The sequence below is a fragment of the Actinomadura rayongensis genome, from assembly GCF_009831215.1.
GTDB lineage: Bacteria > Actinomycetota > Actinomycetes > Streptosporangiales > Streptosporangiaceae > Spirillospora > Spirillospora rayongensis.
In genome coordinates this window covers 1,159,358-1,175,228 of record NZ_WUTW01000001.1, presented here as the reverse complement: position 1 = coordinate 1,175,228, position 15,871 = coordinate 1,159,358, and the positions used below count along the sequence as shown (strand labels likewise).

At 72.9% G+C, this 15,871-nt stretch carries 13 protein-coding genes; 1 reads left to right on the top strand and 12 read right to left on the bottom strand.

What is annotated here, in order from left to right:
• The first annotated feature begins 514 nt into the window (after window positions 1-514).
• A complete protein-coding gene (locus GQ466_RS05655; RefSeq protein ID WP_161101658.1) occupies window positions 515-2,059 on the top strand; it encodes an FAD-binding oxidoreductase in 1,545 nt (514 codons plus the stop codon).
• A 99-nt stretch (window positions 2,060-2,158) separates the two neighbouring features.
• Here the strand turns inward: GQ466_RS05655 and GQ466_RS05650 are convergent, their stop codons facing one another.
• From GQ466_RS05650 to GQ466_RS05595, 12 genes are all read right to left on the bottom strand, one after another.
• On the bottom strand, window positions 2,159-4,939 hold the full coding sequence (locus tag GQ466_RS05650; protein WP_161101657.1) for an AAA family ATPase: 2,781 nt from the start codon (window positions 4,937-4,939) through the stop codon (window positions 2,159-2,161).
• A gap of 608 nt (window positions 4,940-5,547) precedes the next feature.
• Window positions 5,548-6,261 carry a ribonuclease HII gene (locus GQ466_RS05645; RefSeq protein WP_161101656.1) on the bottom strand — a complete coding sequence of 238 codons (714 nt, stop codon included), beginning with the start codon at window positions 6,259-6,261 and terminating at the stop codon, window positions 5,548-5,550.
• Window positions 6,262-6,372: 111 nt separating this feature from the next.
• Complete coding sequence (gene lepB / locus GQ466_RS05640) at window positions 6,373-7,251, bottom strand: signal peptidase I (RefSeq protein WP_161101655.1); 879 nt, start codon at window positions 7,249-7,251, stop codon at window positions 6,373-6,375.
• A 139-nt stretch (window positions 7,252-7,390) separates the two neighbouring features.
• Window positions 7,391-7,744 (bottom strand): 50S ribosomal protein L19, encoded by a 354-nt coding sequence (gene rplS, locus GQ466_RS05635; protein WP_161101654.1) that lies wholly within the window; start codon window positions 7,742-7,744, stop codon window positions 7,391-7,393.
• Window positions 7,745-7,861: 117 nt separating this feature from the next.
• On the bottom strand, window positions 7,862-8,644 hold the full coding sequence (gene trmD / locus GQ466_RS05630; protein ID WP_161101653.1) for a tRNA (guanosine(37)-N1)-methyltransferase TrmD: 783 nt from the start codon (window positions 8,642-8,644) through the stop codon (window positions 7,862-7,864).
• 20 nt (window positions 8,645-8,664) lie between these two features.
• The gene (gene rimM / locus GQ466_RS05625; RefSeq protein ID WP_161101652.1) at window positions 8,665-9,216 is read right to left on the bottom strand and encodes a ribosome maturation factor RimM; all 552 of its coding nucleotides are present in this window, start codon (window positions 9,214-9,216) and stop codon (window positions 8,665-8,667) included.
• Between the two features lie 2 nt (window positions 9,217-9,218).
• Window positions 9,219-9,461, bottom strand: coding sequence for an RNA-binding protein (locus tag GQ466_RS05620; RefSeq protein WP_103563665.1), 243 nt, complete (start codon window positions 9,459-9,461; stop codon window positions 9,219-9,221).
• A gap of 1 nt (window position 9,462) precedes the next feature.
• Window positions 9,463-9,918 (bottom strand): 30S ribosomal protein S16, encoded by a 456-nt coding sequence (gene rpsP / locus GQ466_RS05615; RefSeq protein ID WP_161101651.1) that lies wholly within the window; start codon window positions 9,916-9,918, stop codon window positions 9,463-9,465.
• Window positions 9,919-10,159: 241 nt separating this feature from the next.
• Window positions 10,160-11,701, bottom strand: coding sequence for a signal recognition particle protein (gene ffh / locus GQ466_RS05610; protein ID WP_161101650.1), 1,542 nt, complete (start codon window positions 11,699-11,701; stop codon window positions 10,160-10,162).
• A gap of 89 nt (window positions 11,702-11,790) precedes the next feature.
• Window positions 11,791-14,064, bottom strand: a complete 2,274-nt coding sequence (locus GQ466_RS05605) for a [protein-PII] uridylyltransferase (protein ID WP_161101649.1) — start codon at window positions 14,062-14,064, stop codon at window positions 11,791-11,793.
• The gene (locus GQ466_RS05600) at window positions 14,064-14,402 is read right to left on the bottom strand and encodes a P-II family nitrogen regulator (RefSeq protein WP_103563669.1); all 339 of its coding nucleotides are present in this window, start codon (window positions 14,400-14,402) and stop codon (window positions 14,064-14,066) included. The genes GQ466_RS05605 and GQ466_RS05600 overlap by 1 nt, the downstream gene beginning before the upstream one ends.
• The gene (locus GQ466_RS05595) at window positions 14,399-15,718 is read right to left on the bottom strand and encodes an ammonium transporter (RefSeq protein ID WP_202419977.1); all 1,320 of its coding nucleotides are present in this window, start codon (window positions 15,716-15,718) and stop codon (window positions 14,399-14,401) included. Before GQ466_RS05595 ends, GQ466_RS05600 begins: the two co-directional genes overlap by 4 nt.
• Window positions 15,719-15,871 lie beyond the last annotated feature (153 nt).

Genomic DNA, 15,871 nt, shown 5'->3' with positions numbered 1-15,871 from the left:
TGGCCCGTGGCGCCGGTGGACGCGGACCGCACCGGCATCTTCGCCGTGCGGCGGCGTTCGGGCTCCATGATGTGAACAGCCGCCGCGAGCCAACAACCCCTAACCCACCCCCCAATAACCCCCTAGCGCCCCTGACGATTTGTTGCGCCGCACCGGTTCAGTACATCGTTTGTGCAGGTCAGAGCGGCAACAACCCGAAGCCGACCACAACTCGACCCCCCTGCCCGCACGAACGAAAGGGACGCGTCCAATGAGCCGCAACACCCATGGCACGGACCTCCAGACCTTCCCCGATCCTCGGCCCGTGAACTCTTCCTCTTGCTCTACTCATGAGATAACGAATCAATAACGAACAATATCGCGTTGTTCCGCCGGGACGGCGCCGCGAGGTTTCATGCAGTCGAGCGCCCCCTGCCCGAGAACCCCGGACCCCGGCCTTCGCCGATCGCCCGGCGGCGTGCGCCGCGCCGCATCGACTTCCCGTGCCGACCGGCACCCACGAAAAGGTGTTCGCATGCGTGAGACATCCCGAGAACCGTCGCTGTCGCCCGTCGGCCCGGTCACGGTCACGCCGCACGACCGGCGCTACGCCGAGCTGCTGGACCGCGGCTACAACAAACGGACCGTGGGCAGCCCGGACCGCGTCCACGTCGTCGGGACGACCGAGCACGTCGTCGCGGCCGTGGACGACGCCGTCCGGGCGCGCCGGCGGATCGGCGTGCGCTCGGGCGGCCACTGCCTGGACGGCATCGTCGGCAACGACGAGGTCCGGGCGCTGATCGACTTCGCCGAGATGCGCGCGCTCGCCTTCGACCCGGAGATGAACGCGTTCGCGATCGAGCCCGGCGTGACGATGGGCGAGCTGTACCGCAGGCTGGAGTTCGGCTGGGGCGTCACGCTGCCCGGCGGGGACTGCAACGCGGTCGCGGCGGGCGGCCACATCCCGGGCAACGGCTTCGGGACGATGGCCCGCCGCCTCGGGCTCATCGCCGACCACCTCTACGCCGTCGAGGTCGTCGTCGTCGGCGCGGACGGCCGGGCGCGCGCCGTCGTCGCCACCCGCGAGGAGTCCGACCCGAACCGGGACCTGTGGTGGGCGCACGTCGGCGGCGGCGGCGGAACGTTCGGCATCGCGACGCGCTTCTGGATGCGCTCGCGCGACGCCGAGGGCACCGATCCGGCCCGGCTGCTGCCGACGCCCCCGCGCGCCCACGCGACCGGGCACGCGGTGTTCGACTGGTCGGCGATGACGGAGGAGGCGGTCGTCCGGCTCGCGGCGAACTTCGGCGCCTGGTGCGAGAACAACAGCGCCCCCGGCTCCCCGGGCACGCACCTGTACGCCACGCTGAGCCTGCGCCGGATCGAGGCGGGAATCGTGCAGGTCGTCGGGCACATCGACCCGACCGTCCCGGGCAGCGAACGGCTCCTGGACGACTTCCTCGGCGAGGTCACCGCCGGCGTCCCCGCCAAGGCCACGTTCGGCCGGTCCGCGACCCGGCCGTGGCTCACCGCCGCGCTCGGCTTCCCGGACTCGTCCGTCGCGCAGGGCGTCCTCGGGCCGCCGCGCTGGAAGTCCAAGATCGCCATCCTGCGGACGCGGTACACCGACGAGCAGATCGCCCGCGCCTACCGCCACCTGACCCGCGACGACTACGCCAGCCCGTCCTCGGGACTGTCGCTGACGACCTACGGCGGGCAGATCAACGCGCTCGCCGAGGACGAGACCGCCTTCCCGCACCGCGGCGGCACGATCCTCGCGGGCATCTACAGCGTGTGGGACGACGCCTCCCGCGACGCCGAGCACCTCGCGTGGAACCGGCTGCTCTACCGGGACCTGCACGCCGAGACCCACGGCGTGCCCGAGCCGGACGACCACACCGACGGCATCGCGCCGAACTGGCCCGACCTGGACCTGCTCAGCCCCGAGTGGAACTCCTCACCGATCCCGATCGGCGTCCTGTACCACAAGGACAACTACCCGCGCCTCCAGCGCGTGAAGGCCCGGTGGGATCCGCTCAACGTCTTCCACCACCCGCTCTCGGTGGCGCCGCGCCCCTGACCGTCCGCCGGGGGCCCTCCCGCTCGTCCCCGGCCGCGCACCGGGCGGGCGGCGACCCTCATCGGGGTCGCCGCCCGCCCTTTCGCGTGCGCACGCGCGTCACCGGCGCGCGGGCCGGCCCGTGCCCCGCAGCCCGAGGCTCACCGGCAGCTCCTCGCGCTGGCGCACCTTGAGCTTGCGGAACACCTTCGTCAGGTGCTGCTCCACGGTGCTGCTCGTCACGAACAGCTCCGCCGCGATCTCCCGGTTGGTGTAGCCGCGCGCCGCCAGCGACGCGACCTGCCGCTCGGCGTGCGTCAGCGACTCCACGCCCGCGTCCGAACCGGCCGGCGCCGCGTCGGGCCGGGGCGCCAGCGCCGCCACGCCGCAGTCCCGGGCGATCTCCTGGGCGAGCCTGGTCTCCACCCGGGCGCGCCGCGCGGCGCCGATCGAGCTGTGCACGGCGCCGAGGTCCATCAGCGTCCCGGCCAGCTCGAACCGGGCGCCGGACGCGCGCAGCAGCTCCTCGGCCTCGGTGAGCAGGGCGCGCCGCTCCTGCACGTCGGCCGCGCGGGCCAGGAGGCGCAGCGTCATCCCGCGCACCCGCGGATACCGGTCGCCGACGAGGGCGAGCTGCTCCTGGAGCAGTTCCCGCGCGCGCTCGGGGCGGCCGAGCCGGAGCAGCGCCTCGGCCGCCCCGGCGCGCCAGGGCACCAGGGTCGGCGCGTCGAGACTCCACGCGCGGGCGAGGTCGCCGCAGTCCACGAAGTCGTCCAGCGCGGCCTGCGGGTCGCCGGTCGCGAGCCGGAACCGCCCGACCGCGTACCGGTAGCCGAGCCCGCTGCGGCTCTGAAGGAACCCGAGCGGCACCCGCCGCTCGACCAGCTCCGCCGCCTCGTCCAGCTTGCCGAGCGCGATCTGCGCCTGGAGGAGGCAGCCCAGCGGGAGTTCGGACACCGCGCCCCAGCGGCGCTCGGCGAACAGCGCCGTCACGCGGCGGGCGGCGCGCTCGGCGGCGACCAGGTCCCCGGTCCGCAGATGGATCTCGGCGCGCAGGCCGAGGAGCATCGCGTGGCAGGGCGACCCGTCCCGCTGCGCCGCGACGGCGAGATGGCTGTCGCACCACTGCGCCGCCTCGGCGAACTGCTCGGAGTACAGCAGCGTGAGCAGGGCCGAATAGACCGACTCGAAGCTCAGCTCGCTGCACAGCTGGCTCTGGAGGACCTGGCGCGTGTGCAGCAGGACGTGCCGTCCCGCGCCGTTGGCCAGCACCTCGGCCAGCGCCTCGGCGGAGCGCATCCGGACGTCGATGCCGTTCAGGAGCGTTCCAGGGCACCCACTTCCCCCGCCCGGCGGCGGCAGGAGCCTTGCGAGCACCGGGAACGAGTGGAGCAACCACAACTGGAGGATCCGGACGAACGGCGACGACGCCACCGCCGGGTCGTCCATCGCGGGGGCGAGCGACGTCAGCGCCTCGGCGGCCTCGCTGATCCGCCCGCACCACAGCAGGTGCCGGATCAGCGTGACCGTGTGGCTCGCTTCGAGCCCGCCGTGCGCCATCGCCGCCGTCAGGCTCGCGACGTACTGCTCGGCGCCGTCGGGATCGACGCGCCACATCACGTCCAGGAGCATCGCGTGCGTCTCGGCGCGCCGGCCGCCCTCGCGGTCGTCCTCGACGGCCGTCCACGCCGCCAGCTCCAGACAGGTGCGGGCGGTGTCGGCGTCGTGCTCGGACGTCGCCAGGCGGGCGGCGGCGTGCAGCACGTCGATCGCCCACGGGGCCCCGGCCCGGTTGGCGGCGATGACGTGCCCGGCGACCGTCCGGGTGGACTCCCCCGCGTCGTGGAGCAGTTCCGCCGCGCGCCAGTGCAGGTCCGCGCGGGCCTGCGGCGCCATGGACGCGAGGACCGACCGGCGCACCCGGCCGTCGCGGAACCCGCCCCGGTCGAGCAGGCCCATGCCGGTCAGCTCGGCGATCCCCGCCTGGACCGCGTTCGGCTCCATCTCCACGAGCCGCGCCGGCAGGACGGACGCGCGCGCCGCGCCGAGCACCGCGATGCCCTGGGCGAGCTTGGCCACCTGCTCCGAACCGCGGTACAGGCAGCTCAGGACGGCCCGGTCGAAGGACTCGCCGAGAACCGGGTCGTCGCGGTCGGGACGGGCGAGCAGGTCCCCGACCGGGTTGTCGTCGAGGATCGCCTCGACGAGCCGGGGGCTGCCGCCCGTGATCCGGTGGCAGGCCGCCGCGAACGCGTCGACGTCGACGGTCCCGTCGAGCCGGGCGCCGACGAGCTCGCGCACCCCGGCGGGCGACAACGGACGCGTCCGGACCGACCGGTACCCGGCCTGGGACAGCAGTTCCCCGTGCGTCAGCGCGCTCTCCGCGGCCGGGCCGTCGGACCGGGCGAGGAGCATGATGAACTGTGGCGGCCGGAGCCTGCGCAGGGCGAAAAGCAGGCAGTGCGCCGACGCGGCGTCCATGTGGTGCGCGTCGTCCACGCAGACGACCACCGGGCACCGCTCGGTGAGGCGCTGGAAAAAGGCCAGGGTCTCGCGGCAGGCCGCGTTGACGAGGGCCCCCTCGGCTTCGGTGCCGACGGCGGACATGGCCCGCTCGACGAGCGCCCGGACGGCGGGTTCGGCCGCCGCGTGCGGCTCGCGGTCCTGGAGCAACTGGTGGACGGCCGCCAACGGCATGTCCTGTTCGAGGCGGGAGCACGCGGCGCTCAGCACCAGCGCCGCCGCGTCCGCCGCGTCCGCGGCGAAGGCCCGCAGCAGCCGGGTCTTGCCGCTTCCGACCGGGCCCTCGATCGCGACGACCGTGCCCGTGCTCGTCCCCGTGCCGTACTGGAAGGCGTCACGGAGAACCGAGAGTTCCGCACTCCGTTCGGTCAGCGTCATTCCCTGAAACGAGCGACTGGTCGACAACTCGCTGGTCCTCCCTGAGATCAGTGCGCCGGGCGACTGGGGAAGTGCGTATTCGCCGAGGAAACCTCGTACGGTGACCCTTGCACAGGATAGCAAGCGAGAGTAAAGGGCAAGTTAAGTAACGCGGCGTTCTCCGGCGCACACCATGAGTGAGAGCTATTCGGGACGCCGATATTCCGGCCGCGAAGAAACGGGCCGCCCGGCGCTTCCGGGCGGGCGGCGTCCCGGCGGGCGCGCGGCGCCCGCCCCGGCGCGCGCGACCGCACGTCCGGCGGCCGACCGCCTGCACCATCCCCCATGGAGTCAATATTGTAGGAAAAGGCGGAAATGACAATGCGGGGGTGACGAAGGCCACAGTGCCGCGTCCTTCAGCCCGGCCACGGCGCCGTACCGCTACCGAGACTCACCCAACGTCACCGGGCGAAAAGGGCCGTCGAGCGCGACGACAAGAGACGGCCGCACGATCGAACGGTCCAAATTCCGCGCCTCCCGCCATTACCGCGCGGCCGGGAATTACCCGGAGTTCCCGCCCGCTCTCGTTCCGCTGGGAACGCAGCCAATTCGCGGGGAACGGAACCGGGTCAGCGCAGTTCGGGTTCGGCGAGCGGGGCCGGAAAAGGCTCGTCCGCGGGGGCGCGGCGCTCGCTCGCGCGCAGCGCGCGGTCGACGTTGACGTAGGAGAACCGGTGCTCCAGGCACGGGCCGTGCTCGCTCAGGGCGGCGGAGTGCTCGCGCGTCACATAGCCCTTGTGGACGTCGAAGCCGTACGCCGGGAAACGCTCGTGGAGGTCCACCATGATGCGGTCGCGCGTGACCTTGGCGACCACCGAGGCCGCCGCCACGCACGCCGCCACGCGGTCGCCCTTGATGACGGGGAGGCCCGGGACGTCCAGGCCGGGGACGCGGAAGCCGTCGCTCAGCACGTAGTCGGGACGGACCGGCAGCGCCGCCAGCGCGCGGCGCATCCCCGTGATGTTGCACCGGTGGACGCCGATGCGGTCGATGTCGTGGCACGGGATCACGATCGCGCTCCACGCCTCCGCGCGCGCCACGACCTCGGCGTAGATCTCCTCGCGCCGCGCCGGGGTGAGCAGCTTGGAGTCCGTCAGGCCCTCGATGAGGCCGCGCCGCCCGGACGGCAGGATTACCGCGCCGACGACCAGCGGCCCCGCGCAGGCGCCCCGGCCCGCCTCGTCCACGCCCGCGACACGGCGGAAGCCGGCGTGCGCCAGCGACCGCTCGTACGCGTACAGACCCGCGTCACGGCGCGGCGTGAAACGAAGGGGACGGTCCATGCACCGCAGCGTACGTCCCCCCGCCGACACCCGCGCCGGAGCGCGGACGCACCGCACCCCGGCGACCAGGGACGCCGCGGCGCGGCGTGACCGAGATCACGCCCCGGCGCGTCAGGAGCGCTGGTGGCGCCGGACGCGGATGCGCCGCAGCAGCAGCGTCACCGGGACCGCGCCCACGAAGCCCGCCGCGAGCGGCGTCCCGGGCAGGACGGTCGAGGACGCGCGGACGCCCGGCTGCTTGAACGTCTCCGGAATCCCGAGCCCGCCCATGTGCCCCACCGGCCAGACGATCACGAACGCGCGCCCGATCACCTTGTCGACCGGGATCGCGCCGCCCCCCGGGTCGCCCCGGTGGTTGCGCGAGTCCCAGGACAGGTCCCGGTGGTCGCCCATGACCCAGATGTGGTCCTTGGGGACCGTCACGTCGAACGCGGTCTCGGACGGCTTGTTCTGCTCGTGCGTCACCGGATCGGTGAAGAGATAGGACGACTCCGACAGCGGCTTGCCGTTGACCGTCACACGGCCCGCCTCGCAGCACCGCACCCGATCGCCCGCGACCCCGATGACCCGCTTGATGTAGTCCTTCTCGTTCGGCGCTACGCCGAACGCGGACCCGATCGCGCGCAGCACCTTGGAGACCGGGTTCGACGGCTTCGGCACCGTGGTCTCCGGGTCCCACGAGTCGAGCCCGTTGAAGACGACGATGTCGCCCGGCTTGATCGACCGCGTGTGATAGACGATCTTGTTGACGAGCACCCGGTCGCCGACCTGCAGCGTGTTCTCCATCGACCCCGAGGGGATGTAGAACGCCTGCACGGCGAACGCCTTGATCACGAGCGCCAGCACGATCGCGACGACGATCAGGACCGGCAGCTCCTTCCAGAACGAACCCGGCTTCTTGCGCTTGGGTTCGTCCCCGGCGGCGGTGTCCTCGCCAGAGGTCACGGTCTCCTCATCTTCGGGCACCGCGCCCTCGGCCTCGGATCGCACGTCTCTCCGATCGTTCTCGCTTGTCATCAGGGCGAAAGCCTAGCGGCGCGCACGCCCCCGCACCGCGCGCACGCGCGTGTCGCCGCCGAAACGCCAACGCCCCGGGAAACGGCCGTGTTCCCGGGGCGCAGGCGAACGGTCAGAAGTCCCGCTTCTCCTTGATGCGCGCGGCCTTGCCCCGCAGGTTGCGGAGGTAGTACAGCTTCGCGCGGCGGACGTCGCCGCGGACGACCACTTCCAGCTTCTCGATGTGCGGGCTGTTCAGCGGCCAGGTGCGCTCGACGCCGTAGCCGCCCTTGCTCACCTTGCGGACGGTGAACGTCTCGCGGGCGCCGCCGCCCTGGCGGCGGATGACCACGCCCTCGAAGATCTGGACGCGGGTGACCTTGCCCTCGGTGATGCGCGCGTGCACCTTCACCGTGTCGCCGGGACGGAAGGCCGGGTGGTCGGAACGCAGCGCGGCCTTCTCGATCTCCTGGATCAGGGTGTGCATGACTTCCTCAAGGGTCGAACGCGGACGTCGAGAGGCTCCGGTGCCTGCGCTGAGGTGGGGCGTCGCGCCGCGAGAGGCGGAACAAGATCGCGCCGTGTGCAGGGCACACGGGACATCTCAGTGTGCCACATCTTCGCCGTCGACCGGAAAACCGGTGTCGGCGAGGACGGCCCGGTCACGGGCGTCCAGCCCGCCGGCGGCGAGGCGGGCGAGCAGCTCGGGACGGTGCCGGGCGGTACGGCGCAGCGCCTCGTCCCGCCGCCAGCGCGCGATCGCGCCGTGGTGGCCCGACAGCAGGACGTCCGGGACGGCGCGGTCCCGCCAGACGGGCGGCTTGGTGTAGACGGGCCCTTCGAGCAGCGACTCCATCGAGCCGGGCGCGAACGAGTCGTCGGCGACGGACTCGGCGTTGCCGAGCACGCCGGGCAGCAGCCGCCCGATCGCCTCGACCATGACCAGCACGGCCACCTCCCCGCCCGCCAGGACGAAGTCGCCGAGGCTGACCTCGTCCACCCGCATCCGCGTGGACGCGTCCGCGACGACGCGCGCGTCGATGCCCTCGTAGCGCCCGCAGGCGAACAGCAGCCACGGCTCACCGGCGAGTTCGGCGGCGGTGGCCTGGGTGAACGGACGTCCGCTCGGCGTCGGGACGACGAGCCTCGGCAGTTCGGGACCGGGCGCGATCGCGTCGAGCGCCTCGCCCCACGGCTCGGGCTTCATCACCATGCCGGGACCGCCGCCGTAGGGCGTGTCGTCCACGGTCCGGTGCCGGTCGTGGGCCCACTGCCGCAGGTCGTGGACGGCGACGTCCAGCAGCCCGGCGCGGCGCGCCTTGCCGAGCAGGGAGATCTCCAGCGGCGCGAAGTACTCCGGGAAGATCGAGACGATGTCGAGTTTCATGGCCTTCCTCGCGCGCCGGCTCAGACCGCCCCGTCGTCCAGGAGGCCGGGCGGAGGGGTCACGACGACGCGGCCCGCGGTCAGGTCGACCTCGGGGACGAGCGCGGACACGAACGGGATCAGCGCGTCGTCGGCGCCGGGGCGCGCGACGACCAGCAGATCCTGCCCGTGGTGCAGGACGTCGGTGACGGTGCCGACGTCCGCGCCCGCGTCCGTGACCACCGCGAGCCCGACCAGGTCGCGGTCGTGGAACTCGTCGGGGTCGGACGGGGCGGGGATGTCGGCGGGGTCGACGACCAGCCACACGCCGCGCAGTTCCTCGGCGGCGGTGCGGTCGCCGACCCCGGCGAAGCGCAGGAGCAGGCGCCCGGAGTGCAGGCGCGCCTGGGCGACGGTGAGCGGGCCGGCGGTGGCGGGATCGGTGGCGATCTCGGTGCCGACGGCGAACCGGGATTCCGGATCGTCGGTCCGCACGTCGATCGCGACCTCGCCGCGCACGCCGTGCGCCCGTCCGATCCGGCCGACGACGAGCCGCTCGCCCGACGGCCGGGCCGTGCCCCGGCGGGGCGGCACGGTCAGCGGACCTCGTTCACGTCGAGGAGGTCCACCCGCACGTACCGGCCCCCGGACAGGGCGCTGATCACGGTGCGCAGGGCCTTGGCGGTGCGTCCGCTGCGGCCGATGACCTTGCCGAGGTCATCGGGGTGCACGCGCACCTCGAGGACCCGGCCGCCCCTGATGCGGCGGGCGCGGACCAGGACGTCGTCCGGGCTCTCCACGATCCCCCGCACCAGGTGCTCCAGCGCTTCTTCGAGCACGTCAGCCCTCGACTTCGCTACTGCTGCTGTCGTCGGCGGCGGGGGCCTCGGCCGGCTTCTTCGGCTCCGCCTTCTTACGGGTGCGCGGCGCGGGCGCCTCGCCGGCGTCGGAGCCCAGGGACTCCTTGACGGCGTTCTCGAAGACGGCCTTCTTGTCCTGGCGCGGCTCGGCGACCTTGAGGGTGCCCTCGGCGCCCGGCTCGCCCTTGAACTTCTGCCAGTCACCGGTGATCTTCAGCAGGTTGAGCACCGGCTCGGTCGGCTGCGCGCCGACGCCCAGCCAGTACTGCGCCCGCTCGGAGTCGATCCGGATGAGCGAGGGCTCCTCCTTGGGCTGGTAGAGCCCGATCTCCTCGATGGCGCGGCCGTCCCGCTTGGTGCGGGCGTCGGCGACGACGATCCGGTACTGCGGGTTCCGGATCTTCCCCAGACGCTTGAGCTTGATCTTGACTGCCACGGGTGTGGTGTTCTCCAGACTTGGTACAGGTGCCCGATCCGGGCCAGGTGGGGAACACCGGCGCCATGCGGGCAGAGGATTCCGGCCGCGCAGGACGAGAGAGGGCGCCTCGCGCTGATCCGGGATTTCCAGTGTCACATTCTGCCAGACGATCCGAGCGGTGACGCAATCACACGGGCCCGGCGACGCCCCGGGCGTGGCGTCCGCCTCGCAAGTCACAACAAAGCGGACGCCCCGGCCGTCACTTCTTCTTGCGGCCCTGCAGCTTGCCGAGATCGGGCATCTGGAAGCCGGGCGGGAGCTGACCGCCGCCGAGGCCGGGCGGCAGGCCCGGGGGGACGCCGTCGGGCGCCCCGGCGGGCGTCTCGGCGCGTCCGGCGGCGCGCTTGCGCGGGTCACCGCTGCGCTGCTTGCCCTTCTTCTTGGCCGCCTTGGCGGCCTGCTTGGCCTTGCGGCGGCCGGGTGTACCGGGCAGGCCCATGCCGCCCGCCATCTGCCGGACCATCTTCTGCGCGTCGAAGAACCGGGTCACGAGGCTGCTGACCTCGCCGACGCCGACGCCCGAGCCGCGCGCGATGCGCGCCCGCCGCGACCCGTTGATGATCTTGGGGTTGCTCCGCTCCTCCGGCGTCATCGAGCGGATGATCGCGGCGACGCGGTCGAGGTCCTTGTCGTCGATCTGGCTGATCTGGTCCCGGACCTGGCCCATGCCGGGCATCATCCCGAGCAGGTTCCCGATCGGCCCGAGCTTGCGGATCATCATCATCTGCTCGAGGAAGTCCTCCAGGGTGAAGTCCTCACCCGAGACGAACTTCGTGGACATCCGCTGCGCCTGCTCGGCGTCGAACGCCTGCTCGGCCTGCTCGATCAGGGTGAGGACGTCGCCCATGTCGAGGATGCGCCCGGCCATGCGGTCGGGGTGGAAGACGCTGAAGTCCTCCAGCTTCTCGCCGGTGGACGCGAACATGATCGGGCGGCCGGTGATGTGCCGGACCGACAGCGCGGCGCCGCCGCGGGCGTCGCCGTCGAGCTTGGTGAGCACGACGCCGTCGAAGCCGACGCCGTCCATGAACGCCTGGGCGGTGTTGACGGCGTCCTGGCCGACCATCGCGTCCACGACGAACAGCACCTCGTCGGGGCTGACGGCGTCGCGGATGTCGACGGCCTGCTGCATCATCTCGGCGTCGATGCCGAGGCGGCCCGCGGTGTCGATGACGACGACGTCGTGCAGGGCGCGGTTGGCGTGCTCGATCGAGCGGCGCGCCACGTCCACCGGGTCGCCGACGCCGCTGCCGGGCTCGGGCGCGAACACCGGCACCCCGGCGCGCTCACCGACGACCTGGAGCTGCTGGACGGCGTTCGGCCGCTGGAGGTCGGCGGCGACGAGCAGCGGCGTGTGGTCGGCGGCCTTGAGCCAGCGGGCGAGCTTGCCGGCGAGGGTCGTCTTGCCCGCGCCCTGGAGGCCCGCGAGCATGATCACGGTCGGCGGGTTCTTGGCGAAGCGGATCTCGCGGGTCTCGCCGCCGAGGACGGTGATCAGTTCCTCGTTGACGATCTTGACGACCTGCTGCGCCGGGTTGAGCGCCTGCGAGACCTCGGCCCCCGCCGCCCGCTCCCTGATCCGGGCGATGAAGTCCTTGACGACGGGCAGCGCCACGTCGGCCTCGAGCAGCGCGACACGGATCTCGCGGGCCGTCGCGTTGATGTCGGCCTCGGAGAGCCGGCCCTTGCTGCGCAGCGACGAGAAGACCGTCGTCAACCGGTCGGAGAGCGTCTCGAACACGTGTCTGGACCCGTCCTTGGAAAGCTTCTGGGATCGCCCTTCAGACTATCGGGTCGCGCGCGCCGGTCGCCCGGTCGAAGATCGCCGGGTCAGCGCAGCGCGGCGAGGACGCGTTGCCGGACGTCGGAGAGCACGGCCGGGTCGGCGGGCGGTTTGCCGTCGGCGTCCACGACGTAGAAGACGTCCACGGCCTCGGCGCCGAGCGTGTCGACGCGCGCCGCGCGGACCTGGAGCCCGCACGCGCCGATGGCCTGCCCGACCCGCCAGAGCAGGCCGGGACGGTCGTGGGCGCGGACCTCGATCACGGTGGCGACGGCCGAGGCGTCCTCCACGACCGTGACGCGCGGCGGCGCGACGGGCACTCCGGGACGGACCCGGACGGACCGGGCGCGGCGTTCGAGCCGTTCGGCGACGTCCAGCCGGTCGGCGAGCAGGCGGCGCAGATCGGCCTCCAGCGCGGCGGGCTCGGGCGGCGTCCCGAACTCGGGCAGCGCGGTGAACTCCAGCACAGCGGTCCCGTGGTCGGCCACGGAGGTGATGCGGGCGCTGCGGACGACGAGCCGGTGCAGCGCCAGCACGCCCGCGACGCGCCAGAGCAGCCCCGGACGGTCCGGCGCCGCGATGGTGATCTCCGACCCCGCGATCCGGACGGCGGCCCCGTCGTGCCGGACGAGCGCGAGCCGGGGGGCGGGCGGCGGCGGCAGGGCGTCGCCGGACAGGGCGGCGCGGACGCGGCGGGTCAGCTCGGCGATCTGCCCGGCCTTCCACGCGTTCCACGCCGACGGCCCGGTGGCCTTGGCGTCGGCGACGGAGAGCGCGGCGAGCAGGTCCAGCAGCTCGGCCTCGCGCCCCGGGACGGCGGCGACGGCGGTCAGCACGGTCTCGATCGTGGCCGGGTCGTCGATGTCGCGGCGCGTCGCGGTGTCGGGCAGCAGCAGGTGGTACCGGACGGCGGCCTCCAGCACGGCGACGTCCCCGGCGTCGAAGCCGAGGTCGGCGGCGATGTCGCGGGCCAGCGCCGCGCCGGTCACCGAGTGGTCGCCGGGCGAGCCCTTGCCGATGTCGTGCAGGAGCCCGCCGACGAGCAGCAGGTCGGGCCGGGCGACCTCGCGGGTCAGCGCGGCGGCCCCGGCGGCGGCCTCGACCAGATGGCGGTCGACGGTGTAGCGGTGGAACGGGTTGCGCTGCGGACGGTTGCGGACGCGCTCCCACACCGGCAGCAGCCGCACGATGAGCCCGGCCTGGTCCAGGTCCTCCCAGACGGGGATCGCGGCGGGCCCGGCGCCGAGCAGCGCGACGAGGGCGTCGCGGGCGGACGCGGGCCAGGGCGCCGCGGGCAGGACGGCGTGCTCGGCGAGCCGGTCCACGGTGGCGGGCGCGAGCGGCAGCCCGGCGTGGGCCGCGCCGGCGGCGACGCGCAGCACGAGCGCGGGGTCGGCGAGGTCGGCGCCGCGCGCGAGGACGACCTCGCCGTCCTGCTCGACGGCGCCGTCGGCGACCGGGCGGCGCTCGGCGGGACGGCGGAGCCTGCCGCGGCGGCGCGCCGCGAGGAACCGGTCGACGTGGTGCCAGAGGTGGTCGGAGGCGTGGACGACCGTCCGGGCGGCCTCGGCGGTGGCGCGCAGCAGCCGGTCGGCGTCGCCGAGCCCGAGCGCGGCGGCGACCGGGTTCTGCTCCTGCAGCACGAGCCGGTCGGCGGAGCGCCCGGTCTGGTCGTGCAGGGCGTGCCGGACGTCCAGCAGCAGGTCGTGGGCGGCGCGGACGCGCTCGTCCGGCGCCGAGGCGACCCAGGACGCCCCGACGGCCTGCATGACGTTGACGTCGCGCAGCCCCCCGTGCGCCTCTTTCAGGTCGGGTTCGAGCAGGAAGGCCAGTTCGCCCTGCGACTCCCAACGCTCCCGGCACATCTCGCCCAGCTCGGCGAGGCGGGAGCGGGCGTCGGAGCGCCAGTCGGCGAGGACGGCGGCGCGCAGTTCGTCCACGAGCGCGTGCTCGCCCGCGATGCGGCGGGCCGACAGCAGCCCGAGCGCGGCCTTCATGTCCGCGCGGGCGACCTTGCGGGCCTCGGCGACCGTCCGGACGGAGTGGTCGAGGCGGAGCCCGGCGTCCCAGATCGGGTACCAGAGCCGGTCGGCGAGGGCGGCGACGTCGGACCGGCCCCGGTGGACGAGCACGAGGTCCAGGTCCCCGCCGGGGGTCAGCTCGCGGCGGCCGAGGCTGCCGACGGCGACGAGCGCGACGCCCTCGGGCACGACGCCGTCCCCGGCGGCCAGCAGGCCCGCGAGCCAGCCGTCCAGCTCCGCGCAGCGCTCGGCCCGCGCCGCCGCGAGGGCTGCGCGGGCCGAGTCGGGGGAAACGGTCACTACAGGGCTTCCGGACCGGTCTCTCCGGTACGGACGCGGACGATGGTGTCGACCGGGACCGCCCAGACCTTGCCGTCGCCGATCTTCTCGGTGCGGGCCGCCTTGACGATCACGTCGATGATCTCGTCGGCGTCGGCCTCGTCGACCAGCACCTCGACGCGGAGCTTGGGCACGAGGTCGACCTTGTACTCGGCGCCCCGGTAGACCTCGGTGTGGCCCTTCTGGCGGCCGAAGCCGCTGGCCTCGCTGACGGTGAGGCCCTTGACCCCGGCCGTCTCCAGGGCCGCCTTGACCTCGTCCAGCTTGAACGGCTTGATGACCGCCGTGATCAGCTTCACGCTTCCGCCTCCACCTTCGTCTGGTCGCTGCCGCTGCCGGCGAGCGTGCCGCTGGAAATCGCCGACCCGGCGTGGACCGTGCCGAAATCGTAGGCCGTCTCGGCGTGGGCGGCGCTGTCGATGCCGGAGATCTCGTCCTCGGCGTCGATCCGGAAGCCCATCGTCAGGTCGATGACCTTGGCGATGATGAACGTGACGACGAAGGAGTAGACGAGCGTGGCGACGACCGCGATCGCCTGCTTGCCGAGCAGGTCCAGCCCGCCGCCCGCGAACAGGCCCTTGGCGCCCGCCGGGTTCACGGCGGTGCTGCCGAGGAACCCGATGAGCAGGGCGCCGATGATGCCGCCGACCATGTGGACGCCGACGACGTCGAGCGAGTCGTCGTAGCCGAGCTTGTACTTCAGGCTGACGGCGAAGGCGCAGACCGCGCCCGCGATGAGGCCGAGGACGAGGGCGCCGAGCGGGGTGACGAACGCACAGGCGGGGGTGATCGCGACGAGCCCGGCGACGAAGCCGGACGCGATGCCGAGCGTCGTGGACGCGCCGTCGCGGAGCTTCTCGACGACGATCCAGCCGAAGCCCGCCGCGCAGGTCGCGACCATCGTGTTGATCAGCGCCACGCCGGCGATGTCGTTGGCCGCGAGGGCGGAGCCGGCGTTGAACCCGAACCAGCCGAAGAACAGCAGGCCGGCGCCGAGGAGGACGAACGGCAGGTTGTGCGGGCGCATCGGGTCCTTCGGCCAGCCGCGCCGCTTGCCGAGGACGAGGACGACCGCGAGGGCCGCGACGCCGGCGTTGATGTGGACGACCGTGCCGCCCGCGAAGTCGAGCGCCTTGACCTTGTCCATGATCCAGCCGCCGCCCCAGACCCAGTGGGCGATCGGCGCGTAGACGAGGGTGACCCAGACGAGGGAGAACACCACCCACGCGCCGAACTTGGTGCGGTCGGCGATCGCGCCGCTGATCAGCGCGACCGTGATGATGGCGAAGGTCGCCTGGAAGGCCACGAAGACGAGGCTCGGGATGCCGGTCCCGTCATCGAGGGTGGCGGTCTTCTCCAGGCCGACGAGACCCCAGTCGTCGAGGCCGCCGATGAACTTGTTCGCCCCGCCGCCGTCGTGGAAGGCGATGGAGTAGGCGTACACGACCCACGCCATGCCCACGACGGCGATGCTGACGAAGCTCATCATCATCATGTTGAGCACGCTCTTGGCTCGGCTCATCCCCCCGTAGAAGAACGCGAGCCCCGGGGTCATGAGCAGGACGAGCGCTGTGCTCGCCAACATCCAGGCAGTGTTGCCGCTGTCGATTTTCATCTCGGGGGCTGTCCCTCCTCGGCCACATGATTCTGATGGCTCAGAGACTCCGGCCCAGCCGTTTCGCCAGGGGGGCGGCAATGTTTCGATGGTGTGAAACCACACCAGAGAGTGTTTCGGCAGTGTTTCGGACGGATCACCAAACCGGTTGAC